Genomic DNA, 25056 nt, shown 5'->3' with positions numbered 1-25056 from the left:
TGTCACCCGATCAGTTCCTCGCCCAGGCGAAGGAGTTCCTCTTCTCCCCCGCGACGCTTCACCGCCTTCATGTATGCCCGGACCAGCCCGGGCGTTTTGAAAGGTTCCACGCCAATGTCCGCGTCAAGGTGTTGCTGCACCTGATGGGCCGCCCCCACAAAGAGAACGCCCACCTCCCCGTCTTCCAGGGTCGTGTTGATCCGATGCGCCATGAACCGGTCCCGGCGCTTCAGGAGCCCCCGTCTTTGAAACCGCGACAGGGCCAGGCGATAGAGCTTCTGCCACAGGGACCGGGCCTGCACCAGGTTCATGGTGAGTTCGTACTCCCGGCGGATCAGGGCAAGATCCTCGGTCTTTCGAATCTCCGCCCCCTGCGCCATGAGACGGGAGATGCACAGGAAGTTGGGGCTCCCCTTGGCGGCCAGTTCCCGCACCACCGCATCGCCGATCTCGCCGGCCTCCACCATGCCGTCTTGATAGATCTTGAGCCGGTGGGCATCTTCGGCTCCCAGGCGCTGCTCCACCCCTCCCCAGAAGGCCGTCACCACCGCTTCGTGGCGCGCAAGCCGGTCCGGTCCGTAAAGTTTTTCCCGCATGAGCCGGATCTTCTCGGCGGCCGCCCCCAAGTCGGGGTCAGAATGGATCATGGGTACCAGGATCAGCTCTCTCATGGCCCCCCCCTGCCGGTTTGATCCGACCGCTGAACCGTCAGCCACCGGCTCTCACCGCCCTTTGCAAAGGAGACCGGCCCCTCCCCGCACAACGCCAGGAGCAGCCGGTACGATTTGCTCACGTCCTCAAACCGGCCTGCCTGAAGGTCTCCGTGGGAGCTGCTGTCCGGATGGCATTCCCGGACCATGAGCCGGTAAGCCTCCCGGATATCCGACGGGGTCACGCGCTCGGGAAGGGAGAGGCACCTTCGGGCCCCGTCGATCTCGGCAAAGTCCACCTGCTGGACGGACAGGGTGTAAAAACTGTTGCAGGGAAGGGGCCCGATGAGGCGAAAGTCGACCCGGTCTTCAAGGCGCCGATCCAGATCGGTGAGGGCCTCTTCAAAGCGGGGCGTCTCCTTCTCCTCCACCAGGGCAGCCAGGCTGACGATGACGGCATCGTCCCGCACGTCAAGGGGGGCAAGAGCCGCCGAAGCCCCTTTGAGCCCCTCGACGATGGCCTCGGCATACCCTTTACGTTTCTGCTCCAGCTCCGCCTTGACCATCTTGCCCAGGGTCATCCGGGCCTTCTGCCGGTCAGCCTCGGAGGCCAGCACCGCTTCGCGCCGGAAATGGGCCACGGCCTCGGAGGTGCCGATCTCCCTGAGCTCCCGCTCAAAATCACTGAATCGGGCCACCACATCCAGCTCCGTCTTGCCACGGGCCGTTTCAAAGGCCGCCAGGATCCGGGAGCGGCCGTTGGCCAGCAGGGCCTCCACCTCAGAGCCCCGCCCCAAAACCGTACCGAACTTCAAGGGGATCACCGGCCCCCGGACCATCATCCCTTCAAGGACCCGCTGGTGCTCGGCCACGTACTTCAAAAGGGTGTCCCGGGGCAGCCTCGGAAAGTCCACGGGGGCCACCTCGCTTGCAGCCACGGCAAGGCCCGGACCGCCTTTGAGGACGACCTCCCCGTTGTCCAGCCCGAAGGGCCCCAGGCGCAAGGGGGCATCAGCGGTCATGAAGCCGTAAAGGTAGAGTGCGTTACCGTCCATCGCCCCGATCCCTCTGACGCGTTTCCACGGCCTCTTCAAAATGGCCCATGGTGATCTCAAACCGCTCCGTCTCATTCTCCCCGGAGGCAATAAAGGCACGGATGGCAGCCATGGCCGCGGCCTTGCAGATGAACTCGATGTCGGCCCCCACCATGCCCTCGGTGGCCGCCACCAGGGCGTTGAGATCAATGCCGTCCGCCAGGGGCTTGCCCTTGGTATGCACGGAAAAAATCTCGCGGCGCGCCCCCCCGTCCGGAGGGGGCAGCTCCAGGTGGAAATCGAAACGGCCGGAACGAAGCAGGGCCGCGTCAATGAGGTCCACGCGATTGGTGGCCGCCAGCACCGCAATGCCGTTGAGCTCCTCAATGCCGTCCATTTCCGTCAGGAACTGGCTGATGACCCGGTCGGTGACGGCCGAAGACCCGTGCATGCCTCGCTGGGGCACCAGACTGTCGATTTCATCCACAAACACAATGCAGGGAGAGGCCAGGCGAGCCTTGCGGAAGATCTCCCGCACCCCCTTTTCACTGTCCCCCACCCACTTGGAGAGAAGCTCCGGGCCTTTGACGGAGATAAAGTTAACACCGGACTCCGAGGCCACGGCCTTGGCCAAAAGGGTCTTGCCCGTTCCGGGGGGGCCGTGGAGCAGGATCCCCCGGGCAGGGGAGGTATTTGCCCGCTCAAACAGAGGGGCATAGGCCAGGGGCCATTCAATGGTCTCTTTGAGCAGGGATTTTACCCCGTCCAGCCCGCCCACATCCCCCCAGGTGACGTTGGGCACCTCGGTGAACACCTCCCGGATGGCCGAGGGCTCGATGCCTTTCATGGCCTCGGTGAAATCGCCCATGGTCACCTGCAGGTTCAGCAGGGTATCCATGGGAATCTCTTCCAACTCAAAGTCGATGCGGGGAAAGATGTTGCGAAGGGAGGCCATGGCCGCCTCCCGGCAGAGGGCCTCCAGGTCGGCCCCCACGTAGCCGTGGGTGATCTCAGAGACTTTTGCAAGGTCCACGTCGTCGGCCAGGGGCATCCCCTGGGTGTAGATGGTGAGGATCTCCAGGCGGCCGTTGCGGTCCGGAATGCTGATCTCGATTTCGCGGTCGAACCGTCCGGGGCGCCTTAAGGCGGGGTCGATGACATTGGGGATGTTGGTGGCGCCGATGACCATCACCTGACCCCTGGAGGAGAGCCCGTCCATGAGGGTCAGAAGCTGAGCCACCACCCGTTTTTCCACCTGCTTTTCCCCGCCCATCTCCTCCCGCTTGGGGGCGATGGCGTCGATCTCATCAAGAAAAATGATGCTGGGGGCACGGGCCGAGGCCTCGTCGAAGATACGCCTCAGGTTGGCCTCGCTCTCCCCGTAGAGCTTGTTCATGATCTCCGGCCCGCTCAGATGGCTGAAGAAGGCATCGGTCTCGTTGGCCACGGCCCGGGCGATCATGGTCTTGCCGCAGCCGGGGGGACCGTGCAGGAGCACCCCTTTGGGGGGGTCGATGCCCAGCCGGTCAAAGACCTGGGGGTACTTCAAGGGGAGCTCGATCATCTCTCGGATCCGCCGGATCTCCTTGCCCAGGCCACCCACATCTTCGTAGGAGACCCGCGCCGACTTCACCTCTCCCTTCTCCCGGGGCTCCTGGATCACCACCGCCGTCTCGGGACGGATAATGACCACCCCGTCGGGCTTGGTGCCCGTCACCTGAAAGTCCCGGGTCTGGGCCCCGAAAAGCTTGGCCCGCACCGTGTCCCCTGTCACCAGGGGGATGCCCTCCAGGAGGCTCCCGATGTAGGTGGAGTCGTAGGACCGCAGGGGCGTCAGGGGACTCACCGTCAGTTTCTGGGCGGGCTTGCAGCCACAGGGCGCAATGCTGACCTTCTCGTCCAGGCCCACCTGGGCGTTGTCCCGGGCGATGCCGTCCAGGCACACCCATCCCTGGCCGCGATCCTCCATAAAGGCCGGCATCACCTTGGCCACGGTGGTTCGTTTGCCCTTGATCTCGACGATATCGCCCACCTCCACGCCGATGCCGGGAAAATCCGCAGGATCGAACCGCACGATGCCGCGGCCCACATCCTTGGACTCCGCCTCCTTTACCTTCAGGGTCAGGCTTGTCTTATCCATAGGGCCTCTAATCCATGGTTAGGGTAATCTCCAGAATCCCGTTCTTGTACGTCCAGTTCATCCGGTCCTCCTGGGCCGACTCGGACAGCAGCACCTCCTTCTGGTACTCCCGGTTCTTGCCCTCGGCATGGATGGTCAGGATGTCGTCGGAGACGGACACCGAGATCTCTTCGGCCTCCACACCCGGCATCTCCACCACCACCCGGACCTGGCCCTCCTCTTCAAAAAGGTCCGCAATGGGTTCGCGCACCTCCTCCACCACGGGCCCCTTGGGGCTCTTTTTGATGTTGCCGAAGGACTGCACAACGGGGCTGCCGTCCTGCAGGGTCCGCACGTTGATGCCGTAGACCCCCCGAATGTCCTTGAGCCCCTTGATCTTGTCCAGGCTGCTCAGGTCAAACTCTCCGGTTCGCTTCTGGCCCTCGCCGGTCTCGGCCAGCTTGGCGGCGGCGTCGATGAGGTTGCCGAGTCCTTTCAAGAGCCCCCCGAAACCGAAGTCTCCGTGGGCTTCCATCTTCCTGTCGGATCTTTCCTTGTCGCTCATTGCCTACCCCCGTGCCTTGCTGATGGTGCCTGATGGCTCCCCGCTCCGTCTGCCGGGGCGACCATCACGCTTTGATTTCAATGTTGACGAAATGAAAGGGAGGCGCCGGGCCCACGTAGGCAAAGGCATAACGCCCCTCGTTTGCCTCGGCCAGCTCCTCCACCACATAGTCAAACTCCCGTTCCCGGGTCCGATCGATGAGGCAGGCCACATTGCACACCATGGCTCCGGCCTGGGGCTCCTTGGCTTTGACGTCCACGGAGATACGCCGCAGGCGGTTCACCAGGGGCCAGCTCTCATCGGCCTTCTTCACGGCCAGGGCCTTCTCAACGGCCTTTCCCAGGGCCTCCTTGATCCCGGCGTCGTCCCCTCCCCTGCCCCCAAGCTTATGTTTGAGCTCTTTCACGGACGCATCGTCCCGATCGATCTCCTGAAACACCCCGGGCATCCCTTTCCAGTACGCCTTGATCCCCATCTCGATCTTGTTGTCCATGTCCCTGAGCAACCCCTTGAACTCGGCGTAGCGGTTTCGCAGAAGGGTCCGGATCTCTTCGGTGCTTTCGGCAATGGTGCAGAAGCGCACCGGCAAAATGGTGTACTCCTTCATCACCGCTTCGATCACCTTCTCATGGTGGGTCAGGTTTTCCCGGCTGATGACGTAGCGGGTCATGGGGGTGTTGCTGATCACCGCGCTGATGTCCTTGTACCCGATGGTGGTGACAACATCCTCCCGCCCCCCGATGCCCCTGGGCCCGAAGTTCCTGCCGTCGTTTTCACCCATGATGCAGTACACGTATTTGCCGTCCTGTCTCATGCCTCACCCCATATAGGAAGCGCAGATGGTGACCCGTCAGTACCCCAGTGGCATGGTCCGGATTCCGCTCTCGGGCCCCTGCTTTCCCGTCTGCTCCTCGTCCATCTGGTCCATCTCCACCTCAACCCCGCTTCTCACCTCATGAATCTTGGCATCCAGGGCCGCCAGCTCGGCCTCGATCTCATTTATGCGTCGCAGCAGGTTTGCCCTCTCCTGCCGCAGGCGGCTCCGGTGCTTGTCCAGGATGAACATCTCAAGGTAACTCGACTGAACCGGCCGAAACTTGGCCGCGATGTTGTGCTTGATGGGGGTCCGCATGTTGCCGTAGCCCCTCCGGTAGATGTCCTTTCCATGCCGATGTTTTGCCATCACCCTTTCTCCCTGGCCTTGGCCTTGCCGTTGCAGTGCTTGTCGATGAGCTTGAAGAGTTCTTTGGTCACCTTCTCCTTGGTGGCCCGGCTCCCGATGCGGGTGGTCTCCGACGAGAGAATGTCCACACAGATCTGACGAAACGTCGAATCGTCCTTGTCCACGGAGGCCCCCAACACCCTGGCGGTCTTGGCGATCATCTGGCACCCCCGGATGGTGGGGGCAAACTCGAACACCTCCGAGTCCCGCAGGCCCCGGACAATGCCCACGATCTTTTTGGAGTCATCGTAGGAGACCCCCGAGCGGGAATGGACAATGCCCACCTCAGTCTCCTCGTCAAAGTAGTCGAGATCCAGGGTCACCATGCGATCCCTTAAGGCGTCCTGGCTGCGATGGACCCCTGCGTACTCTTCGGGGTTGCTGGTGAAAATCGCCGTGAAATCGGGGTGCACCTTGACGTAGTTGCTGTCCCCGTTGCCCGTGGTGGGAATGTCCAGCATCCGTTCCTGGAGCACGGAGAGCAGCACGTTGTTGGCCTCAGGGCGGGATCGGGTGAACTCGTCGTAAATCAGGGTAAACCCGTATTTGCAGGCCACGGTCAGGCGGTTGTCCACCCACTGCTTGCTCATGTTCTCCTCGGTTTTCAGCACCGAATGGATGAAGTTGTCCCGGACCTTGCTGATGCTGTATCCGTTTTCGCTGCCGATGAGGTTTGAGGTGGAGAACTCCTCGTCCCCGTGGATCAGGATCAGGGGGCGCTCCAGCTTGGCGGCGATGTGAATCGCCAGGGTGGTCTTTCCGGTGCCGGAAATGCCCCGAAGGTGAACGGGAAACCCTGCGGTGATGTACCCCAGGGCCCGGTCCGCCACACCTTTGATGTAGGGTGTCTCCACAAAGTCGGACATGGAACGGGGTTCAAGGACGGTGGTGGGGTGAGCTATGGACATGGCACTCTCCTTTGCACAGGCACCACCTCATGGGGATGACGATGGCGCACAAAATTGAATTCTCGCCATCACTCGGAAACGTAGAGGGCCCCCTCTTTCCGGATCGTTCCGGCATCCTGAAGGTCTCGCATGATGGGAATGAGCATCCGCCACTGCCCGATCCCGAGAATCTCTGCGATCTGGGTCATCTTCAGCCCGTCCGGATGGGCCGAAAGGGTCTCGGCGATCTCGGCCTTGAGCCGGCCCAGGTCTCCGGCCTCACCCGTAGCAGCCGCCGAAGAGGCCCCCGCCTGTGTCCCGCCCTTTGTTTTGCCTTTGGCCGGACTCTCCTGGCTGTGCCGCTCCAGGACCGAGGTAATCTTCGTCACGATCCCCTGCCAGGCCGCGGCCATCTCCTGGTGCTCCGTTCGCACCGTATCCAGAAAATCCTGCACACCGGCCTTTCGCTCCTCTTCAAAGGCCTTCATGCCGGACCTGCGGGCACGTTCCATGGCTTCCCGGGTCTTGGCGAGTCCCCCGAGAAAAGAGCGGATCTCTCCCCGCATTGTCCCCACATCGTCCCGCCTGCTCTTGATCTCCTGGACGCGGCGGGTCAAATCCTTTTTGGACCGGGACCCAAAGGCCTTGGAAAACTCAGCCAACTCCGATTTGAGGCTCTCGCCCATGGCTCGGTGCGCCCCCTCCAGGCCCTCCAGAAAGCTGCGGGTCTCGGCCTCCATCTGCCGCATGTCCGCCCGAAGGGCATCGATTTGCGCCATGCGGTCCTGGGATGCATCTTCCGCCCCTTTCTGGCGCTGTCTGCCCTTCTCCCCGAGCTCGTCGGTGAACTGCTTCAACCCCGCCTTCAGGTCCTGGGCCATTTCAAACCGATGTTCCGCCAGGGCCCCGAGCAACTCTGCCGTACCCTTTTTGATGTCGGAAAAATCCTGCTGCATTTTTTCCCTGAAGAGACACCGCTGCTCGTACGCCTGTGCGATCTCCTCCCCCAACCGATTGAAATCCTGGGTTGTTGACATGATACCCTCTCCATGGACTGCCGACCCAAAGGACGCCTGTTGCTCAGCGTCCTTTGCGCGTGTTGTTGAATGCTTCCGGCCGCACCGCCCGGCACAGACCGGGGCTCCTCCCATCAACTGCTCAGGCGGGCCACCTGCTGCCACTGACCCTGGACGCGGCTTCGCATCCGGTCAAAATCGTCCAGAAAGGCAAAAAGCGTCTGGTTTGTCTCGCTCTGTTGGGCCCTGATCGCCTTGAGCATGGTCTTCAGATCCTTCACCTTCACCTCGTCCCCCTTGTCCAGGAGCTTGCGCAGGCCGATTTTAAGTTCCACCTGCTCCACCTGAAACCGCTTCAAGATGCCGATCACCTCCAGTTCCCGTTCCTTCTGCCGGGAGAGGATCTCTTCGCGGATGAACTCCACATCCTCAAGGGGGGTTGCGCACCCGCTGCTGATGATGTGACGCAACCGTTCGATCACCTCCTCTTCTTCCGTTCGAAACCGAATCAGGTGGCCGGCGGCTTCTGTTTCGATCCGATGGTGCCGGTCCAGGACATCCCCCACCATGGCGTCAAAATCCGTGCGCCTCAGGCTGCGGGAGGCGGCCAGATTGGCCCGGACCTCGGCCACCATGGCCGCCAGGTCGGATCGATAGGTTACCAGCACCTCATGGGCCTGTGCCATCAGGGCACACACCGTCTTGACGCGCCCTTCATAGGAATCGATGATGCTCTCCGCCAGTTGCCTCAACTCCTCACCGGTGCCCATGCGCCCACCTATTTTTTCCATGATCTTATGTTCAAAAACCGTCAATAAATCGGACAATAGCCAGGATGGTTTGGCTCCGCGGGGTATTGTCGGATTGATTGACGGTTTTTTTAAATGGCGCCGTCCCTTTTTTGGGGGGCCTTTTGCAGCCGCCCGGGGATCGGTCCCATCCATTGCCATCAACACCCGAGATACCAGATATGCTTAAGGTTCGCGTCGTGATCAAAGGGGCGCTGAAAGGCGCCTTCGATGCCCTCAAGGATACCTGCCGATCTCACCTCCGCGTTGATGTTAGGCTGTTGTGGTCGCCGTTGCCGTCAGGCCAACGGCCTCGGCATACTTGAGGTAGGTGTCCACACCGGCAAGAACGACCCGGGCCTCCACTGCCAACAGCTCGATGCCCACCAGGGAAACCCTGGCCCAGGCATCCACGACCACACCCTTGTCAAGGATCCGGTCCACAACTTCCACAAGGCTTGACGATGCATTGGTTTTTTCAACTGCCATGGCTACACTCCTTTGTCGTAAGGGTAAGTAACAATGCGGTCTCATCACAAACCAACCGCCGGACGTGCCTGGAACCGCGGAAAGTTGCCCGCCGTTCCGCTGTCCAGCACCCGGCCGCCCTGCACCGGATGCTGAAATCTCGTCTTCGTTAAAACCTCCCCGGAGAGTCCGGTCCCCTCGGCCCCTTAGGCCTGGTTCACGGCCTCGGGCTTCATCCCCGGCTGGCCATTGAGGGCCATGCGGCACTGACCGATGAGCACATGCATGTCGAAGGGTTTTTCAAGAAACGCAAAGGCCCCTTTGCTCAAAAACCCCTCTTTCACCTCCCGGGTCCCGAACCCGGAAATGGCGATGACCGGGCGGGTGTACCCCCTCTCCCGAAGCCTTCGGAGCACACTCAGCCCGCTCATGTCCGGAAGGCGATAGTTCAAAATCACCAGCGCTGTCTCGGGGTGGCGGCCCCACTCTTCTAGAGCCTCGCCGCCGCTCAGGGCCGCCTCCACATGAAACCCTGCGGCATCAAGGATATTGGCGACCACCCAGAGCAACTCGTCCGAATCTTCCACAAGCAATATCAAGGGAGGTTTTTCATTCATTTTTCATGGCTGATATTTTTATTTTTAATTAACAAATTGTTGAATATTGGCTACGCATTACATCAAGTTAATGCAACTTGCGTACCACCACCCGCCATCGCGAAAAATGCCCGAAAATCAGGGTTTCGGGCACTCTGCCCCCCGTTCGGGGAAGGGCACCCGCACCCCACACCGACACCCCCGGTTTCACGGCAACAGAAACAGCCCGGAACCCATTGCCGGAAAACCCATACAAAAAGGCCTTTTGTTCACAGGGGTTACACCCTGCACCCGCCCCGCGCGCAACCCGTGGCAGGCCTGACTCTCATGGGGCACCGGTGCCATAGCACGATGGGATCTGATGATGCGGATGAATATCTGTAGAAAGAAGTAAAAAAACAGATGTGAAAAGGAGATATGATGACAGAACAGGTGAGGTTAATGGCCCGTACCGCCCAAGCCATGGGATTTGAGTTTGCGATACAAGGTCTTGTAATCGATCTTCAACCGGCGGGCAGCCTCCCGCTTGTTGCCCCGGCTCTGTTTTAAGGTTTCCCGGATGATCTCTTTCTCCCAGAGGCCCGAGACATGCTTGATGGCATCGGTGAGGGAGCGGCCCCCCAGGCCTGTGGCCGGAACCGGGAACGCGGCAGGGGCCATCACCTCGTCTTCGGCATGGAGCGCCAGGCACCCCGGTTCGATGAGCTGCCCTTCGCAGATCAGGGACGCCTGGCGCACAATGTTCTTTAATTCACGGACATTACCGGGCCAGTCATGGGCAAGCAGGGCCTCCATGGCCTCGTCGGAAAACCCCATGACCTGCCTGCCGTAAGAGCGTTTGCGATTGCGGTTGAAAAACCGTTTCGCAAGGTAGGGGATATCCTCCTTGCGCTCCCTCAAAGCCGGGACCCGGATGTAAAACTCCTTTAAGCGGTAGTACAGGTCCGAACGAAAGCGGTCGGAGTGACGGTCCTGGTCCAGGGCCTGGTTGGTGGCCGCCACAATCCGTATCTGAACGGGCTGGGCCCGCTTGGCTCCCAGCCTCTGCACACAGCGCTCCTGCACCGTTCTGAGCAGCTTCTGCTGGGCCCCGTAGGGGAGGCACCCCACCTCGTCCAAGAACAGGGTGCCGTCCTGGGCCAGCTCGAAAAAACCCGGCTTGTTCTCCTGGGCACCGGTAAAGGCCCCCTTCATGTACCCGAAGAGCTCGCTTTCGATGAGGGTCTCCGGGATGGCGCCGCAGTTCACCGCCACAAAAGGCCCCTCCTTCATGGGGCTCAGGGCATGGATGGTCTGTGCCACCAGCTCCTTGCCCACCCCGCTCTCCCCTTCGATGAGCACCGTCAAGTCGCTGGCCGCAACCTTCTCCACCTTCCAGGCCAGGGTCTGTACCGCATGGCTCCGCCCCATGGTCTCAAACAGGGGGTTCTCCCCGACGCACCGCCCGGCCCCGGGCAGGTTGCGGTTTAAAATATCCGCGTGCTGCAGCGCCTCCTCAATGAGGTAAAGCAGGTCGTTGTTGTTGACTGGCTTGGTCACGTAGTCGCGGACCCCGATCTTCATGGCCTTCACCGCGGTTTTCACCTCGGAGTAAGCGGTCACCATAATAATGGGAAGGGAGGGGTACTGCCGATACAGGCACTCGGCAACGGCTATGCCGTCTTGTCCGGGCATCCTCTGGTCGAGAAGCACCAGGTCCGCCATGTCGTCGTTTAACAGCTTCAGGGCATCGTCCCCGTTGGGGGCCTGCCTCACGTCGTACCGCGCAAGGGAAAGCACATTGGAGATGGCCCAGCGAAAGTCCTGGTCATCATCCACCACCATGATCTTTTTCTGCATCGCCTCTGTGGGGTTGTTCATCCAGCCTCCCAGTCTCCGTTCCTGTTACGGTTTCCCGATGGGCAGCAAAATGGACATATCGGTGCCGTGGCGAGCGTCTCCGCTGATGCGTATCTGCCCGCCATGCTGTTTGATGATGGCATGGGAAATGCTCAGCCCCAGGCCTGTGCCGTTGTCTTTGGTGGTAAAAAACGGATCGAACACCTGCTCCCGATACTCCTCGGGAATCCCCGGCCCGTTGTCGATGACGTTGACCTCCACCATGTTTGCCGTTTTCACATGCCGCGTGGTGAGGGTCACCCGCCCCTGGTGCGCCACGGCCTGAAACGCGTTCAGGGTAATGTTCAAAAAAACCTGCTCCAGCTTTTCCCTGTCCCCCACGATCCGCGGTAGGTTGGGATCTGCCTTGAGGCAGGTCTGAATCCTCCCCTGACCGGCCTCAAGGCGGGCCATCTTCACCACATGGGCCAGAAGCGCGTTCACGCTCAGCCGTTTCCAGTCCAGGTTGGACGGCTTGGCAAAGGAGAGCAGCTCTTCAATCAGGCGGCTCGCCTTCTGGCTGTTTCGGTAGATCACCTTCAGGTTCTCCGCCAGCGGCCTTTCGATGGTGAGATTTTCGATGCTGAACTGGGCACAGGAGCTGATCACCGCCAGGGGGTTTCGCAGCTCGTGGGCAAGCCCGGCGGACAGGTGTCCCAGGGCAAGGAGCTTCAGGGACTGACGCTTGAACTCTTCGGTGCGGCTCTTTTCCGCCAGGGCCACGCAGGCCCCCATGAGCCCTGAGGGCCCCCGGCCCGATGATTGAAAGAGGCTGATGGCCGCCTCCACGGGAAAGACGGTGCCGTTTTTCTTCACCGCCGTCATCTCCCGAATCGCCTCTCCCGTGGGCCCCACCCCACTGCGCCACTTACCAAGCCCCCCCTTGAGGATAAAAAACCGATCCAGCTTTGCCCCCAACACCTCCTGTGTCTCCCCATACCCCCACAGCCTCAGAAAAGCGGGGTTGACGTCAAACACGGTCCCTTGGGAATCGGCGAAAAAGACCGCATTGAGGGAGTGGGCCAGGGCATGCTCCTTTATCCTCAAGGCGCAGGCCAGGCGATGGCACTCCAGTACCTTTTCCTTGAGCATGTCTCGCTGGTCAGGTCGTTTCATGGCACGCCTGTTCGTCATAGGTCGGATAAGGCGGGGATATGGTCTTCCTGTGCCCATGCAAGGGGTGTGGCACGGAAAAGAACCCGCGACCACAGCCCGTCTACCGGGGTGGGTGATGGTCTTCGTTGAGTCGGAGAGAAAGCAGGTCACGATACGGGCAAAGGAGCCAGGATGGACGCGGTGTTTCAGGTTTGGGGCCAACGGGCAGGATCACGGCCATGGGCCACCAAAATAACCACCGCAGCAAATTGCTTTACATTACACCAAAAACAGCTATAATGTCAATTATTTATACGACAAAACCCCATAGTATCCCACGCACCGCCGGATGCCCCCACGCCTCCGACCTCTCCTTGACAGCCTTTGCACCCCCGATCTATAGAATAGCCATCCCTGAACGCAGGTTCAGGCTCCAAGGGCAAGGGAGGGTGCCGCGTCCCCTGAACGGGGTAGGCCCCCCGTTGCAGGCTCCCGACAAGCCTACCATACCGCCCGAACGGCTCCCCGGGCCCCGTGGGAAGCCCTCACAACCCGAGACGTGACCATGAAACAACTTTTCTTCACCCTTATGGCCCTCATACTGCTCGCTGTCCCCACGTCAGCCCGGGCCAAGGCCCCCGTGTCCTCCCGGCCCTCCCAGGCAGCCGTGGCACAAAAAGATACGGGGAACCGCCACTTCAAGGCCGGTCGCTACATGGAGGCCGTCGCCAGCTACACACAGGCCATCAAAGCCTCCCCAGACTATTTTGAAGCGTATTACAACCGGGGGCTGGCCTGGCACAGCCTGAAACTTTTTTACAAGGCCATCGTGGACTTCGACCGCGCCCTGGAACTAAGGCACAACGACCCGGACGTTCTCTACTCCCGGGGGCTTGCCTACCAAAAGACCGGCCAGTTCGGGCTGGCCCTTTCCGATATGCAAAGCGCCGCCGGCAAAAAGAACAGGCTGGCAAAAGACCACTTGAAGGACGGTGAACTCAAGCGCAAAGCCGGTTCCATGTCCCGGAAGGACAAGGCCATCGAGCTCCTGGCCGAGGGGATCTCGGGGACGGCGGGCGCCCGGACCACCCGCACCACCCTGACCCACAATCTGTATGGCGGTAAAACCACCACCACGGTCTTTTCCAAGGGAGATCCGCTCTACGACGGCCCGGAGGGCATCTTCAAGCAACTCAACCACTTCAACGAAGCCGGCGTTCTCAGGCGCAGCGACACCTTTCACCACGCCCTGTTCAGCACAAAAAACAACCGAAACAAAACCATCACCCACTTCAACGCCCAGGGGGACTACACCCTCATGGAGTATCACCTCACCGGCAAAAAACTGGGCAACGTGGAGCTCTTCTACTACGGAGAGAAGGGCGACCTCATCAGGTCCGAAACCGTCTCCCTCGCCAGGTATCACGCCATGGAGCTCAACACCCCGTGACCCGAAGCTGTCCACGCCTTGCGCATGAAATATCTCGGGCAAGGCTCCTAAACGATAAAAGCCCGATCCGCATGATGCGGGTCGGGCTTTATGTGTCCGAAGCGAAGATATCTTTCGGCCCCATGGGGCCCATGGCAACCGGGATCAGGGCCGTGCGGCAAGCCCCTCGGCGATCTCTTCGGCCACCTTGTCCGCGGCCGCCGCAGGGTCGGCAGCGTCCCGTATGGGCCGCCCGATGACAAGGTAGTCGGACCCGCCCGCCATGGCGGCGGCAGGGGTCATCACGCGCTTCTGGTCGTCCGCGCCCGTGCCTTCCCAGGCCGGGCGAATGCCCGGTGTCACCGTGTAAAACCCGTCGCCCGCGGCATCGCGAATCACGCCAGCCTCATGGCCGGAGCAGACCACGCCGGCACACCCGCAGGTGTGGGCCATCACCGCACGCTTGACCACGAGCTGCCTCATGTCGTCGGCATACTGGGGCAGAAAACCTGACTTGCGGATGTCCTCGGACCCCACGCTGGTGAGCACCGTGACCCCCAAAATCCCCACCTTGCCCTGGCTGCCGGCCACCGCGCCTCTGAGCATGGCCTCGGACTCCCCGCAGTGCACCGTCAGAAACCGCACGCCGAGATCGGCCACGCGGGCCACAGCCCGCTCCACCGTCACGGGAATGTCGTGGAGCTTCAGGTCCAGGAAAATATCCGCATTACCCGCCTTGCGGACCTTCTCCACAATGGACGGCCCGCACTCCAGGAAAAGCTCCAGCCCGATTTTAAACAACCCCACCTTGCCGGAGAGCAGGGTGGCATACGCCAGCGCCTCTTTCTCCGACGGGAGATCCAGAGGAAAAATGATTCGATCGTGGGAACCCAAGGGCGCCTCCTTACCTTCATGTTGATTGCGGTCATTGAACAATAAAAAACCACGGCTGTGTCCATGGTCACAGGGGGTATACCTTATTTCTCCCACAGGATAAAGCATCAAAATCGTTTGGCATCACCCCTCCGGCAGCCCCCCGCCGGGACCGTGGTCCGCACACCGGACCATAGCCCTTCGAAAACAATGAAAAAACAGTGAGTTTAATGCCTTTTGGGTTGCAATACACCAAGCAAAGTGCTACCTCTTTTCTCTTAACAGCGCTTGAAAAGCCGGGAAGGGACCTTTTGCACCCACCAGGGTGAGCAACCACTCACTTTGGGGTTACACCGCCGCGGTGCCCCCCTCTCCGAGCCCGATCCGGTCCTTTTGCCGAGCGCATTCCGGTTGAACAGGCACCCGACATGGCAAGGGCCTTGTTCACCACACTTGGGAACGACCCCTTGCAAGAGAGTCTCTCCGTATGACCTACTACCAGAAATATCATGTTCCGGCAGGAACGTTCCAGGTAAACGCCCGAAAACCCCTGATTCTCCAAGCGTACCTCAACTCCTGTGTCGGGGTCGCCCTCTTTGATGCCGAAGCCGGCATCGGGGGCCTCTACCACATCCTCCTGCCCGAGCCCGTCTCCCACAAATCCGAGTACAACCGGGAAAAATACGCCGCCACCGGCCTGCCCCTGTTTCTGGGAAGTCTCGTCCGCGAAGGGGCTGACATCTCCCGCCTCCAGGCCGTCATCGCCGGAGGGGCCCTGGCAGGAAAGGTCAGCAACCAGGACATCCGCCTCGACATCGGCGGGCGCACGGCCGAGGTGGTCAAAGAGGTGCTGGGCAAACACGGCATCAAGGTTGCCCTTTCCGAGACCGGCGGTTTTTTTACCTGCTGCCTCAACTTCAACCTGGAGACCTTCGACTACGAAGTGATCCCGGCACTCCTCTCCGACGAGCAGGAAGCCGATGACACCACCCACGGCCGCATCTCCCGACTGGACGACATCCAGCCCATCCCCCAGGTGGCCCTGAAGATCCTGCGGATGATCGATGAGGACATCTACGACATCCACAACCTCTCCCAGGAGGTAAGAAAAGACCAGGTGATCAGCGCCCAGGTCCTCAAATACTGCAACTCCGCAGTGTTTTGCGGGCAGGGGGGCATCGACTCCATCGACGATGCCCTGCTCATCATCGGCCAGGCCGCCCTGGCCAAGATCGTCACGGCCATGGCCGTAAAAAAACTGCTCAACAACAGCTACACCGGCTACTCCCTGGCCAAGGGCGGCCTGTACCACCATGCCATCGGCGTGGCCCTGGTGGCGGAAAAAATAGCCTCTTTAAGCGGCAAGGCCTCCCCCTTTGCCGCCTACTCCGCAGGCCTCACCCACGACCTGGGCAAGGTGGTCCTGGACCAGTTTGTCTCCGGCGCGCGCCCCTTCTTTTACCGGGAGATCATGGGTGAAAACGACCTGGTGGAGACGGAGAACCGGCTCCTGAAGACCAACCACACCAAGGCCGGGCTCAAGCTGGCCAAAAAATGGGACCTGCCTGCCTCCATCGCCAACACCATCCGCTACCACCACTGCCCGTGCGAGGCCGAAGCCCACCGGGAACTGGTGACCATCATCTCCGTGGCCAATTCCCTGTTCCACATGTTCAGCGCCAGCCCCAGCCTCCATAAGGTGGACATGAACTCCCTGTCCCGCAGGCTGGAGCTTCTGGATATGTCCATCTCGGACTTCCCCGCCATCGTGGACGCCATCCCCCACCAGGTGCTTTCCGGGAGCCCGGAACTGGCCATCACCTGACCCCTTGCAACGCCCCCCTTCCCGCGGGGAAAAGCATTTGCCGAGGCAGACCTTTTGAGATACAAAGAAGGGGTTTGGCAGAACTGATGAAACCATCTCCGGCCCTGCGGGCTCCCTGTCGTCCCTGTCCCTTGAGACCCGGATACGGGAAGCCGCACCACGCCGCATCCCACTATATTTTTAGGTAGTCAAAAATGGAATTACGGGACACTCAGAAACAGCTGCTTCGCGCCCTGCCGGGTGTGGATACCCTCCTTGACGCCCTGACGGCAGAGATCCCTTCAGAAACGGTGCCCCGAAGCGTCCTCACGTCGTCGGCCCGGGAAGCCCTGGAAGCCACCCGTCGCGCCATCTTCACCGGGGCAGACCCCACCGTGGACCTGGCCTCGGTGCTCACCCTGGCCCATGAACTCATCGCAAAAAAAATGCGCCCCAACCTCACCCGGGTGGTCAACGGAACCGGCGTGGTGGTTCACACCAACCTCGGACGGTCCCTGCTGGCCGAAGAAGCCCTGGACCGCATCAAGGCCGTGGGGGATCGCTACTCCAACTTAGAGTTCAACCTGGCCACCGGAAAAAGGGGCCTGCGCTATTCCGCCGTGGAGGAGCTGATCTGCGAGATCAGCGGGGCGGAGGCGGCCATGGTGGTGAACAACAACGCAGGGGCCGTGCTCCTCTGCCTGGATACCCTGGTCAACGGCAAAGAGGCCGTGGTCTCCCGGGGGGAACTGGTGGAGATCGGGGGGGCCTTCCGCATCCCCGACGTCATGGCCAAAAGCGGGGGCATATTAAAAGAGGTGGGCACCACCAACCGCACCCACCTCCGGGACTATGAAAACGCCGTCACCGACGAGACCGGCCTCTTTCTCAAGGTCCACACCAGCAACTACAGCATTGTGGGCTTTACATCGGCGGTCTCCGTGGCCGAGCTGGCAGCCCTGGGCAAAGAGCGGGGCATCCCCGTCATGGACGATTTGGGCAGCGGCACCTTTGTGGACTTCGGACAATACGGCCTGCCCAGCGAGCCCACGGTGCAGCAGTCGGTGAAAGCCGGGGCCGACATCGTCACCTTCAGCGGGGACAAGCTCTTGGGGGGCCCCCAGGCCGGCATCATCGTGGGCAGCAAGACCCACATCGACGCCATCCGCAAGAACCCCCTGACCCGCGCCCTGCGCATCGACAAGCTCACCCTGGCCGCCCTGGAGGCCACCTTGCGCCTCTACCGGGACGAGGCCGAGGCCGTGGCCAAGATCCCCACCCTGCGCATGATCACCATGGACAGGGAAGAGACGGAAACACGGGCCACCGCCCTCATGGAAGCCCTGTCAAGCCTTCCCGTCACCACCGAGGCCCTGGCCCTTGCCTCCCGGCCCGGCGGCGGCTCCCTGCCCCTTCTGGAGCTGCCCTCCTGCTGCGTGGGACTCACCGTCCCCGGCATGGGGGCCAGTGCCCTGGAAAAGGCCCTGAGAGAAAACGAGCCGCCCGTCATCGGGCGCATTGAAAACGACACCTTCATCCTCGACCCCCGAACCCTGCAGGAGGGAGACATCCCCCTCATCGCAGGCGCCCTAAAGACCCTTGTGGAGGCCCGCCCATGATCACCATCATCAACGACACCCTTCAGGCCAGCATCGAGACCAAAAAATCGGCCATCGCCGAAAACGGTGAGCGCCTGATTAACGCTGCAACCCTCATGGCCGAAAGCCTCACCGCCGGAGGAAAGATCCTTCTCTTCGGCAACGGGGGCAGCGCCGCCGATGCCCAGCACATCGCCGCCGAGTTCGTCAACCGATTCCAGACCGAGCGGGTGCCCCTGGCCTCCATCGCTCTGACCACGGACTCCTCCATCCTCACCAGCATCGGCAACGACTACAGCTTTGAGGAGATCTTCTCCAAGCAGGTCACCGCCCTGGGACAGATCAACGACGTGGCCATCGGCATCAGCACCAGCGGCAACTCCCCCAACGTGGTCAAGGCCCTTGAAGCCGCCGAAAAAAAAGGCATGCACACCATTGCATTCACCGGCAAAGGGGGGCTCGCCGCCGACATGGCCGACATCGCCTTAACCGTGCCCGTGGGGATCACCGCGCGCATCCAGGAGAGCCACATCCTCATGGGCCACATCCTCTGCGACCTGGTGGACCGGATCCTCTTTCCCGAAAATTTTTAACGACACCGTTTGCCATCCTGCCCCAGGGTGCTTATTGTGTGTCGTACCCGAAAAACCCTGAACTTAAGGACAGGCCCGTCCGATGCGTCCAAACGCCCGGCCTGAGGGGCCATAACCCGAATAACCATGAGGTGAGACCATGCCCATTTATGAATACAAGTGCGGTGCGTGCAGCCACGAGTTCGAGTACCTCGTCATGGGAGGAAAAGACCCGGAGAGCTGCCCCAAATGCGGCGACAAAAACGTTGCCAAACTGATGTCCCGCTGCGGATTCGTCAGCAAGGGAGCCGGGGGTGAAATCTCCTCCTCATCGGCTTCCGGCTCTTCCTGTACCGGCTGCACAGCCACAAGTTGCGCGGGGTGCGGTTCCTGATGGAAAATAAAATTGTCATCGGCACCCGGGGGAGCCAGCTGGCCCTCTGGCAGGCCAACTGGGTCAAATCTGAACTGGAACGACTCCACACAGGGGTCACTTGCGAGCTCCTCGTCATCAAAACCAAAGGGGACAAGATCCTCGACGTGCCCCTGGCCAAGGTGGGGGGCAAGGGCCTTTTTGTCAAAGAGATCGAAGAGGCCCTCCTGGACGGCCGCATCGACATGGCCGTCCACAGCATGAAGGACATGCCCGCAGACCTCCCCGAGGGCCTCAAGATCGGTGCCATCCCCGAACGCGAAGACCCCAGGGACGCCCTCATCTCCAAAAACGGCCTCACCTTCGAGGACCTGCCCCAGGGCGCCCGCGTGGGCACCAGCAGCCTCAGGCGCTCGGCACAGCTCCTTGCCAAGCGCCCCGATCTTCAGATCGAGACCCTGCGCGGCAACATCGACACCCGCCTTCGGAAAGTGACGGAAGGCGACCTGGACGCCATCATCCTGGCAGCCGCAGGCCTCAAGCGCCTGGGGCTCGGTGAGCACATCACCGAATGCCTGGCACCGGAGCTCATGCTCCCGGCCGTGGGCCAGGGCGCCCTGTGCATCGAATCCCGGGAACAGGACGACCGCATCGACGCGGCCCTTGCCCCCTTGAACCACATGCCCACACGGGTCACGGTCCTTGCCGAGCGCGCCTTTTTGAACACCCTGGAAGGAAGCTGCCAGATCCCCGTGGGCGCCTTTGCCGAAACCGACGGCAAAGACGTCACCATCCGCGGCCTGGTGGCCGAAGTGGACGGATCCCGCATCCTCATGGAACAAGAGACCGCCGAAAACGCTCAAGGCCAAGCCCTGGGCGTCACCGTGGCAGAGCGCCTCAAAGAGGCCGGCGCAGCAGATATCCTTACGAGACTCCTGGAGAACCAAGCATGAGCAAGACATACGGAACCGTCTATCTGGTGGGCGCAGGACCCGGAGACCCCGGCCTGATCACGGTCAAGGGCCGAGAGTGCATCGAAAAAGCCGACGTCCTGGTCTACGACTACCTGGCCGCCCCCTCCCACCTGGCCCACGCCAAAAAAGATGCAGAGATCATCTACGTGGGCAAAAAGGGCGGAGACCACACCCTGAGCCAGGACGGCATCAACGCCCTTCTGGTGGAAAAAGCCAAAACAGGGGCCACGGTCACCCGCCTTAAGGGAGGCGACCCCTTTATCTTCGGACGCGGCGGCGAAGAGGCCGAAGTCCTCATCAAAGAGGGCATCAACTGGGAGGTGATCCCGGGCGTGACCTCGGCCATTGCGGCCCCGGCCTACGCAGGGATTCCCCTGACCCACCGCAAGTTCACCGCCACCTTGTCCCTGGTCACCGGCCACGAAGACCCGGAGAAGGAGAACTCCAACATCGATTGGGACGCCATCTCCAAGTCGGGCACCATCGTCTTTTTCATGGGCGTGAAGAACCTGCCCAACATCGTGGAAAAGCTCAGTGCTTGCGGAAAGCCTTCGGACACCCCCGTGGCCCTGGTCCGGTGGGGCACCACCACCCGCCAGGAGACCGTTGCCGGTACCCTGGCCACCATTGTGGAAGATGTCCGAAAAGCAGGGCTCAAGTCCCCCAGCATCATCGTGGTGGGCGATGTGGTTTCCCTGCGCGACACCATGACATGGTTTGAAAACCGCCCCCTCTTCGGCAAGCGCATCGTGGTCACCCGCGCCCGCAAGCAGGCCAGCGGCCTCACCACCCGCCTCATGGAGCTGGGTGCCGAGTGCCTTGAGGCCCCGGCCATCGAGATCGAGCCCATCAAAGACTCCGCAGCCGTAAACGACGCCCTGACCACCCTCAAGGAGTACGACTGGGTCGTCTTTACCAGCGTCAACGGGGTCATCACCTTTTTTGACGAGCTCTTCGCAAAAGGCCTGGACGCCCGGGCTCTGGGTGGTCTTAAAACCGCCTGCATCGGCCCCTCCACGGCCGCCGAGCTGAAAAAATACGGCATCGGCACCGATGTCCTGCCTGACAGCTACGTGGCGGAATCCGTTGTGGAGGCCTTCAAGGACCAGGAGATCCAGGGCGCAAAGATCCTGCTCCCAAGGGCCGAAGAAGCCCGCCCGGTCATCCCCGTGGAACTCACCAAGATGGGGGCCACAGTCAACGAAGTGGCCGTCTACCGCACCACCATGGACACCACCTCCACCGACAAAGTGGCCGACGCCCTCACCAACCGAGAAGTGGACATGGTGACCTTCACCAGCTCCTCCACGGTGAGAAACTTCGTCTCCATGATCCCGGACGGCGACCTCTCCCTCATGGAGAACGTCACCGTGGCCTGCATCGGCCCCGTCACCGAAGAGACCGCCAAAGAGCTGGGCCTCACCCCCCACCTCGTGGCCGACACCTTCACCATCGACGGCCTCGTGGACACCATCGTCGGTGCTGCCGAATAAAACGAGGTGAGCCACCTCGAAAGCGGATTACTGCGGCGCTGTGCCCTTCGTTCTCAAGGCACAGCGCCGCAGCTTTTCATATCCGCCTTTGCATCGAACTGCATTCAAGAAAGATGCTTAAAGCCTATCCTCCCCTTGCCACCTGAATTATTCCTGCTACAATCAACATCCGGATTTACCGTACACCACGCCGGTGGCCGCCTTCATGGGCACCCCCCGGCCATGACCCCATAATAAAAGGCACGTTGCCATGACACACACACTCACCGACAGCTATGACCGAACCATCGACTACCTGCGTATCTCCGTCACGGACCGGTGCAACCTGCGGTGCAGTTATTGTGTGCCCCCCACCCCCTTTGCCCACATGGACCACACGGACATCCTCTCCTATGAAGAGCTGATCCGCCTTGTGCGCATCGGCATCTCCCTGGGGATTCGAAAGGTGCGCCTCACCGGGGGAGAACCCTTTGCCAGAAAAGGACTCACCGGGTTCATCCGGGAGCTTGCCGCCCTGGAAGGCCTTGAGGACCTGGCCGTGACCACCAACGGGACCCTCATTGCAGATGAGATTCAAAACCTGAAGGAGGCCGGGCTCACCCGCATCAACATCAGCCTGGACAGCCTCAAGCCCGAACGGTTTGCCCGCATCACCGGAAAAGACCTCTTTGCCGAGGTCAAAAAAAGCATCCAGGGTGCCCTGGACGCGGGCCTTGCCCCGGTGAAAATCAACACCGTGCTGCTGGACGGGACCAACGGCGACGAGCTGGAAGATTTTGCCCGCCTCACCTTCGATCACTCCGTGCACATCCGGTTCATCGAATACATGCCCATCGGCAAAGGCTCCGGTCCCGACCACAGCGAGCTCCTGGCGCCTGCGATCACCCGCCGCCTCCAAGCCCTTGGCACACTGATCCCTGTGCCAAAAAGCCCCCACGATGGCCCGGCCAGGCGCTTCAGACTCGACGGCGCCAAAGGGGAGATCGGCCTCATCAGCCCCATGACCAACCACTTCTGCGCCACCTGCAACCGCCTTCGCCTCACCGCCGACGGCCACCTGCGCCCCTGCCTCCTCTCCGACGTCACCGTGAACCTCAAGGACGCCCTGCGAGGCTCCGCCGACGACGCCACCCTGGCCGCCCTCTTCCGCCATGCAGCCGGTATCAAAGGCAAGCGCCACGACCTTTCGGCCAATGGGGTCCAGGACATGATGTCCTCCATCGGCGGATAAAAAAACGTTACTATTCAGCTGATGCCTCCGGCGGCCCTGCCGGGGGCCAAACTTTTAAAAAGTTTGACAAACAGGTCTTAAGCAAGCCTTTCCAGGCTCCGCCGAAATAATTTCCACTTTTTCGCAATTACAAACGTTTTTTGTGGAGCTTTTTTTCAAAAAAACGACCCGCCGGAGGCAAGCTGAATAGTTACCAAATTTCACGTGCTATCTTCATGACAAGCCTACCAGAACGTGATACACCAAATCCCGGAAACATAAGGGCTTGATGAACCAACCGGAAACGCCGAACCACGACGACCTTTCCGTATGCAGCCCGCAGCACCTTAATCACCATGGCCCTGCGGCGCGTGCATGGTCTCCGGTTCCCTCGAGCCCAACGCGTATCACCTGTTTTGACCATGGAGATTTTCAATGAATATCACGACAGCACACCTCATCTGCTACTCCCCCACCCGCACCACCTTCACCACCCTGGAGCACATCGCCAAAGGGCTGGACGTGACCGAGACAAAAAGCCTGGACCTGACCCGGCCCACCGAAGCAAAGGCCCCTTCGATCGCCATTCAAGACGGCATCGCCGTCATCGGAGCCCCGGTCTACTCCGGCCGCATTGCCCTGGTGGCCGTGGAACGCCTCAAAGGCATCCGCGGAAACGGCACTCCGGCCGTCGTCGTGGCTGTCTACGGCAATCGTCACTACGACAACGCCCTGTTTGAACTCAAGACCCTTGCGGAAAACGCCGGGTTCAAGGTGGTGGCAGCAGCAGCCCTCGTGGGCGAGCACACCTTCTCCACCCAGGAAAAGCCCATTGCCCAGGGCCGTCCCGATAACAAGGACAAAACCGCAGCCAGCAGCTTCGGTGCCGATGTGGCAGACAAGCTGAAAGCCCTTTCAGATCTCTCGGCCATGGCTCCTGTGGCTGTCCCCGGTGAGCTTCCCGAGGGCCCCTACGGCGGCCCGGGCAACATCGCCCCGGACTGGAAAGCTTCGGCCTGCGTCCTGTGCGGCCTCTGCGCCCAGGCCTGCCCCACCGGCACCATCACCGTGGACAAGACCGTCACCTTCGACCCCTCCCGCTGCACCGTCTGCTGCGCCTGCGTCAAGACCTGCCCCAAAGGGGCCCTGGCCTTCAATCAGCCCAAGATCGCCCACATCGCAGGGGTCCTTCACCAAAACTGCCGACAGCGGCGTGAACCTGAGCTCTTCCTGTAGACGATAAAGCCTCCGGCGGCGAGGTGGAGCCACCTCGAAAGCAGATTGCCCTTGCGCTTTGCCCCTCGTTCCTCGGGTCAAAGCACATGCGCCTTTTCAGATAATTGTTCCGTTGCCTCCGGCGGGTCGCTTTTTTGAAAAAAGCTCCGCAAAAAACTTTTCTAATACACCCGTGCGTCGTTTTGATCGCCCCGAAGGGCGATCAAAACGACGCACGGGTTCGAAAATATCGAAATTATTTCGGCGGAGCCTGGAGCTGATGATTTAGGAGCTGTTTATCAAACTTTTTAAACGTTTGGCCCCCGGCAGAGCCGCCGGAGGCTGATTTTCTCCTGCGATTTTCACCATAAAAGGCACCATGGAGCCATCATGAGAGTGCATTACCTGCAACACGTCCCCTTTGAGGGCCTGGGCAGCATGGAAGCGGTTCTCACCGAGGCCGGACACAGTTTAACCGCCACGCACCTGTACCGTGACGAGGAGCTGCCCGACCCGTCGGCCTTTGATCTTCTCATCATCATGGGCGGGCCCATGGGGGTTGGCGATGAAAGCGTCTATCCCTGGCTTGCCCCGGAAAAGCGCTTTATCAAGGCGTCCGTGGACCAGGGCAAAAAGGTCCTGGGCGTCTGCCTGGGGGCTCAACTCCTGGCCGAGGCCTTAGGGGCTGAGGTCACGAAGAATCCCCACCGGGAGATCGGCTGGTTTCCCGTCACCCGGGACCCGGCCCTTTCCGGCACCTGCCTTGGCGACATTTTTCCTGAGCAGGCCGAGGTCTTTCACTGGCACGGGGACACCTTTTCTGTCCCCCACGGGGCCGTTGCCGTGGGCTCAAGCCAGGCGTGCAGGCACCAGGGGTTTCTCATGGACAACCGGGTCCTGGCCCTGCAGTTTCACCTGGAGACCACCCCGGACTCTGCTGCCCGGCTCATCGAACACTGCGGACACGAGCTGGAGGACCTTCCCTATGTGCAAAGCAAGGCCGAGATGCTGGGCCAAGCGGAACGGTTTGAGGCCATCAACCGCATCATGAAAGGAGTTCTCAGCGCCCTGGGAGCCTGATTCGCGAATACTCCCGGTCTTCGCCCCTCTGACCGGTCACATGCTCATTATTTTTGACCGAACCCCTTGACTTCTTTTCCTCATAAGGAGAGCATTCTTATCAACCCGGAGATCCCT

Annotated in this window: 24 protein-coding genes; 10 read left to right on the top strand and 14 right to left on the bottom strand. The window is 61.0% G+C overall.

All coding sequences use genetic code 11. From position 1 onward, the window contains the following. Nucleotides 1-2: 2 nt before the first annotated feature. The 13 genes from ACOYW0_RS14805 to ACOYW0_RS14745 all read right to left on the bottom strand — a co-directional run bounded on the left by ACOYW0_RS14805 (nucleotide 3) and on the right by ACOYW0_RS14745 (nucleotide 12339). Nucleotides 3-671 (bottom strand): hypothetical protein, encoded by a 669-nt coding sequence (locus tag ACOYW0_RS14805; RefSeq protein WP_482414625.1) that lies wholly within the window; start codon nucleotides 669-671, stop codon nucleotides 3-5. Further along, on the bottom strand, nucleotides 668-1705 hold the full coding sequence (locus ACOYW0_RS14800) for a GvpL/GvpF family gas vesicle protein (RefSeq protein ID WP_482414624.1): 1038 nt from the start codon (nucleotides 1703-1705) through the stop codon (nucleotides 668-670). Before ACOYW0_RS14800 ends, ACOYW0_RS14805 begins: the two co-directional genes overlap by 4 nt. After that, entirely contained in the window at nucleotides 1695-3824 is a 2130-nt protein-coding gene (locus ACOYW0_RS14795; RefSeq protein WP_482414623.1) for a CDC48 family AAA ATPase, read from the bottom strand. The genes ACOYW0_RS14800 and ACOYW0_RS14795 overlap by 11 nt, the downstream gene beginning before the upstream one ends. A gap of 7 nt (nucleotides 3825-3831) precedes the next feature. Beyond that, on the bottom strand, nucleotides 3832-4368 hold the full coding sequence (locus tag ACOYW0_RS14790) for an Hsp20/alpha crystallin family protein (RefSeq protein ID WP_482414622.1): 537 nt from the start codon (nucleotides 4366-4368) through the stop codon (nucleotides 3832-3834). A 64-nt stretch (nucleotides 4369-4432) separates the two neighbouring features. Continuing rightward, nucleotides 4433-5182, bottom strand: coding sequence for a GvpL/GvpF family gas vesicle protein (locus tag ACOYW0_RS14785; protein WP_482414621.1), 750 nt, complete (start codon nucleotides 5180-5182; stop codon nucleotides 4433-4435). Nucleotides 5183-5218: 36 nt separating this feature from the next. Beyond that, entirely contained in the window at nucleotides 5219-5551 is a 333-nt protein-coding gene (locus ACOYW0_RS14780; RefSeq protein ID WP_482414620.1) for a hypothetical protein, read from the bottom strand. Then, on the bottom strand, nucleotides 5551-6498 hold the full coding sequence (gene gvpN, locus ACOYW0_RS14775; protein WP_482414619.1) for a gas vesicle protein GvpN: 948 nt from the start codon (nucleotides 6496-6498) through the stop codon (nucleotides 5551-5553). The genes ACOYW0_RS14780 and gvpN overlap by 1 nt, the downstream gene beginning before the upstream one ends. 68 nt (nucleotides 6499-6566) lie before the next feature. Continuing rightward, entirely contained in the window at nucleotides 6567-7514 is a 948-nt protein-coding gene (locus ACOYW0_RS14770; RefSeq protein ID WP_482414618.1) for a hypothetical protein, read from the bottom strand. 113 nt (nucleotides 7515-7627) lie between these two features. After that, nucleotides 7628-8284, bottom strand: a complete 657-nt coding sequence (locus tag ACOYW0_RS14765) for a hypothetical protein (RefSeq protein WP_482414617.1) — start codon at nucleotides 8282-8284, stop codon at nucleotides 7628-7630. A gap of 270 nt (nucleotides 8285-8554) precedes the next feature. Beyond that, nucleotides 8555-8770 carry a gas vesicle structural protein GvpA gene (gvpA, locus tag ACOYW0_RS14760; RefSeq protein ID WP_092209254.1) on the bottom strand — a complete coding sequence of 72 codons (216 nt, stop codon included), beginning with the start codon at nucleotides 8768-8770 and terminating at the stop codon, nucleotides 8555-8557. A gap of 185 nt (nucleotides 8771-8955) precedes the next feature. After that, entirely contained in the window at nucleotides 8956-9336 is a 381-nt protein-coding gene (locus ACOYW0_RS14755; protein WP_482414616.1) for a response regulator, read from the bottom strand. A gap of 447 nt (nucleotides 9337-9783) precedes the next feature. Beyond that, nucleotides 9784-11205 (bottom strand): sigma-54-dependent transcriptional regulator, encoded by a 1422-nt coding sequence (locus ACOYW0_RS14750; protein WP_482414615.1) that lies wholly within the window; start codon nucleotides 11203-11205, stop codon nucleotides 9784-9786. Between the two features lie 24 nt (nucleotides 11206-11229). Next, nucleotides 11230-12339, bottom strand: coding sequence for a two-component system sensor histidine kinase NtrB (locus tag ACOYW0_RS14745; protein WP_482414614.1), 1110 nt, complete (start codon nucleotides 12337-12339; stop codon nucleotides 11230-11232). Nucleotides 12340-12883: 544 nt separating this feature from the next. On the opposite strand from ACOYW0_RS14745, the gene ACOYW0_RS14740 reads away from it, so the two are divergent. Then, nucleotides 12884-13768, top strand: coding sequence for a tetratricopeptide repeat protein (locus ACOYW0_RS14740; protein WP_482414613.1), 885 nt, complete (start codon nucleotides 12884-12886; stop codon nucleotides 13766-13768). Nucleotides 13769-13912: 144 nt separating this feature from the next. Here ACOYW0_RS14740 and pyrF read toward each other — a convergent pair whose 3' ends face one another. Next, complete coding sequence (pyrF, locus tag ACOYW0_RS14735) at nucleotides 13913-14641, bottom strand: orotidine-5'-phosphate decarboxylase (protein ID WP_482414612.1); 729 nt, start codon at nucleotides 14639-14641, stop codon at nucleotides 13913-13915. 466 nt (nucleotides 14642-15107) lie between these two features. Here pyrF and ACOYW0_RS14730 point away from each other — a divergent pair, with 466 nt between their 5' ends. From ACOYW0_RS14730 to ACOYW0_RS14690, 9 genes are all read left to right on the top strand, one after another. Then, nucleotides 15108-16445, top strand: a complete 1338-nt coding sequence (locus tag ACOYW0_RS14730; RefSeq protein WP_482414611.1) for an HDOD domain-containing protein — start codon at nucleotides 15108-15110, stop codon at nucleotides 16443-16445. 194 nt (nucleotides 16446-16639) lie between these two features. After that, entirely contained in the window at nucleotides 16640-18043 is a 1404-nt protein-coding gene (gene selA, locus ACOYW0_RS14725; protein ID WP_482414610.1) for an L-seryl-tRNA(Sec) selenium transferase, read from the top strand. After that, a complete protein-coding gene (locus ACOYW0_RS14720) occupies nucleotides 18040-18615 on the top strand; it encodes a D-sedoheptulose-7-phosphate isomerase (protein ID WP_482414609.1) in 576 nt (191 codons plus the stop codon). The genes selA and ACOYW0_RS14720 overlap by 4 nt, the downstream gene beginning before the upstream one ends. Before the next feature lie 139 nt (nucleotides 18616-18754). Further along, a complete protein-coding gene (locus tag ACOYW0_RS14715; RefSeq protein WP_180137275.1) occupies nucleotides 18755-18988 on the top strand; it encodes an FmdB family zinc ribbon protein in 234 nt (77 codons plus the stop codon). Beyond that, nucleotides 18988-19920: a hydroxymethylbilane synthase gene (gene hemC, locus ACOYW0_RS14710; protein ID WP_482414608.1), complete on the top strand. Its 933-nt coding sequence runs from the start codon at nucleotides 18988-18990 to the stop codon at nucleotides 19918-19920. The genes ACOYW0_RS14715 and hemC overlap by 1 nt, the downstream gene beginning before the upstream one ends. After that, on the top strand, nucleotides 19917-21434 hold the full coding sequence (cobA, locus tag ACOYW0_RS14705; protein ID WP_482414607.1) for a uroporphyrinogen-III C-methyltransferase: 1518 nt from the start codon (nucleotides 19917-19919) through the stop codon (nucleotides 21432-21434). The genes hemC and cobA overlap by 4 nt, the downstream gene beginning before the upstream one ends. A 250-nt stretch (nucleotides 21435-21684) precedes the next feature. After that, entirely contained in the window at nucleotides 21685-22665 is a 981-nt protein-coding gene (moaA, locus tag ACOYW0_RS14700) for a GTP 3',8-cyclase MoaA (protein WP_482414606.1), read from the top strand. Nucleotides 22666-23079: 414 nt separating this feature from the next. After that, the gene (locus ACOYW0_RS14695) at nucleotides 23080-23880 is read left to right on the top strand and encodes a 4Fe-4S binding protein (RefSeq protein WP_482414605.1); all 801 of its coding nucleotides are present in this window, start codon (nucleotides 23080-23082) and stop codon (nucleotides 23878-23880) included. 369 nt (nucleotides 23881-24249) lie between these two features. Further along, nucleotides 24250-24939 (top strand): type 1 glutamine amidotransferase, encoded by a 690-nt coding sequence (locus tag ACOYW0_RS14690; protein ID WP_482414604.1) that lies wholly within the window; start codon nucleotides 24250-24252, stop codon nucleotides 24937-24939. Nucleotides 24940-25056: the final 117 nt, after the last annotated feature.

The organism is Desulfoluna sp. HI9BLuna, assembly GCF_056829775.1.
Note: the sequence above shows the minus strand (reverse complement) of the source record. Positions and strands in the feature narration are given on the sequence as shown.

What these genes read in the sequence shown, in the direction of transcription:
- ACOYW0_RS14805 (WP_482414625.1), bottom strand. Translation starts at nt 671, where the DNA reads ATGAGAGAGCTGATCCTGGTACCCATGATCCATTCTGACCCCGACTTG.
- ACOYW0_RS14800 (WP_482414624.1), bottom strand. Translation starts at nt 1,705, where the DNA reads ATGGACGGTAACGCACTCTACCTTTACGGCTTCATGACCGCTGATGCC.
- ACOYW0_RS14795 (WP_482414623.1), bottom strand. Translation starts at nt 3,824, where the DNA reads ATGGATAAGACAAGCCTGACCCTGAAGGTAAAGGAGGCGGAGTCCAAG.
- ACOYW0_RS14790 (WP_482414622.1), bottom strand. Translation starts at nt 4,368, where the DNA reads ATGAGCGACAAGGAAAGATCCGACAGGAAGATGGAAGCCCACGGAGAC.
- ACOYW0_RS14785 (WP_482414621.1), bottom strand. Translation starts at nt 5,182, where the DNA reads ATGAGACAGGACGGCAAATACGTGTACTGCATCATGGGTGAAAACGAC.
- ACOYW0_RS14780 (WP_482414620.1), bottom strand. Translation starts at nt 5,551, where the DNA reads ATGGCAAAACATCGGCATGGAAAGGACATCTACCGGAGGGGCTACGGC.
- gvpN (WP_482414619.1), bottom strand. Translation starts at nt 6,498, where the DNA reads ATGTCCATAGCTCACCCCACCACCGTCCTTGAACCCCGTTCCATGTCC.
- ACOYW0_RS14770 (WP_482414618.1), bottom strand. Translation starts at nt 7,514, where the DNA reads ATGTCAACAACCCAGGATTTCAATCGGTTGGGGGAGGAGATCGCACAG.
- ACOYW0_RS14765 (WP_482414617.1), bottom strand. Translation starts at nt 8,284, where the DNA reads ATGGAAAAAATAGGTGGGCGCATGGGCACCGGTGAGGAGTTGAGGCAA.
- gvpA (WP_092209254.1), bottom strand. Translation starts at nt 8,770, where the DNA reads ATGGCAGTTGAAAAAACCAATGCATCGTCAAGCCTTGTGGAAGTTGTG.
- ACOYW0_RS14750 (WP_482414615.1), bottom strand. Translation starts at nt 11,205, where the DNA reads ATGAACAACCCCACAGAGGCGATGCAGAAAAAGATCATGGTGGTGGAT.
- ACOYW0_RS14745 (WP_482414614.1), bottom strand. Translation starts at nt 12,339, where the DNA reads ATGAAACGACCTGACCAGCGAGACATGCTCAAGGAAAAGGTACTGGAG.
- ACOYW0_RS14740 (WP_482414613.1), top strand. Translation starts at nt 12,884, where the DNA reads ATGAAACAACTTTTCTTCACCCTTATGGCCCTCATACTGCTCGCTGTC.
- ACOYW0_RS14730 (WP_482414611.1), top strand. Translation starts at nt 15,108, where the DNA reads ATGACCTACTACCAGAAATATCATGTTCCGGCAGGAACGTTCCAGGTA.
- selA (WP_482414610.1), top strand. Translation starts at nt 16,640, where the DNA reads ATGGAATTACGGGACACTCAGAAACAGCTGCTTCGCGCCCTGCCGGGT.
- ACOYW0_RS14720 (WP_482414609.1), top strand. Translation starts at nt 18,040, where the DNA reads ATGATCACCATCATCAACGACACCCTTCAGGCCAGCATCGAGACCAAA.
- ACOYW0_RS14715 (WP_180137275.1), top strand. Translation starts at nt 18,755, where the DNA reads ATGCCCATTTATGAATACAAGTGCGGTGCGTGCAGCCACGAGTTCGAG.
- hemC (WP_482414608.1), top strand. Translation starts at nt 18,988, where the DNA reads ATGGAAAATAAAATTGTCATCGGCACCCGGGGGAGCCAGCTGGCCCTC.
- cobA (WP_482414607.1), top strand. Translation starts at nt 19,917, where the DNA reads ATGAGCAAGACATACGGAACCGTCTATCTGGTGGGCGCAGGACCCGGA.
- moaA (WP_482414606.1), top strand. Translation starts at nt 21,685, where the DNA reads ATGACACACACACTCACCGACAGCTATGACCGAACCATCGACTACCTG.
- ACOYW0_RS14695 (WP_482414605.1), top strand. Translation starts at nt 23,080, where the DNA reads ATGAATATCACGACAGCACACCTCATCTGCTACTCCCCCACCCGCACC.
- ACOYW0_RS14690 (WP_482414604.1), top strand. Translation starts at nt 24,250, where the DNA reads ATGAGAGTGCATTACCTGCAACACGTCCCCTTTGAGGGCCTGGGCAGC.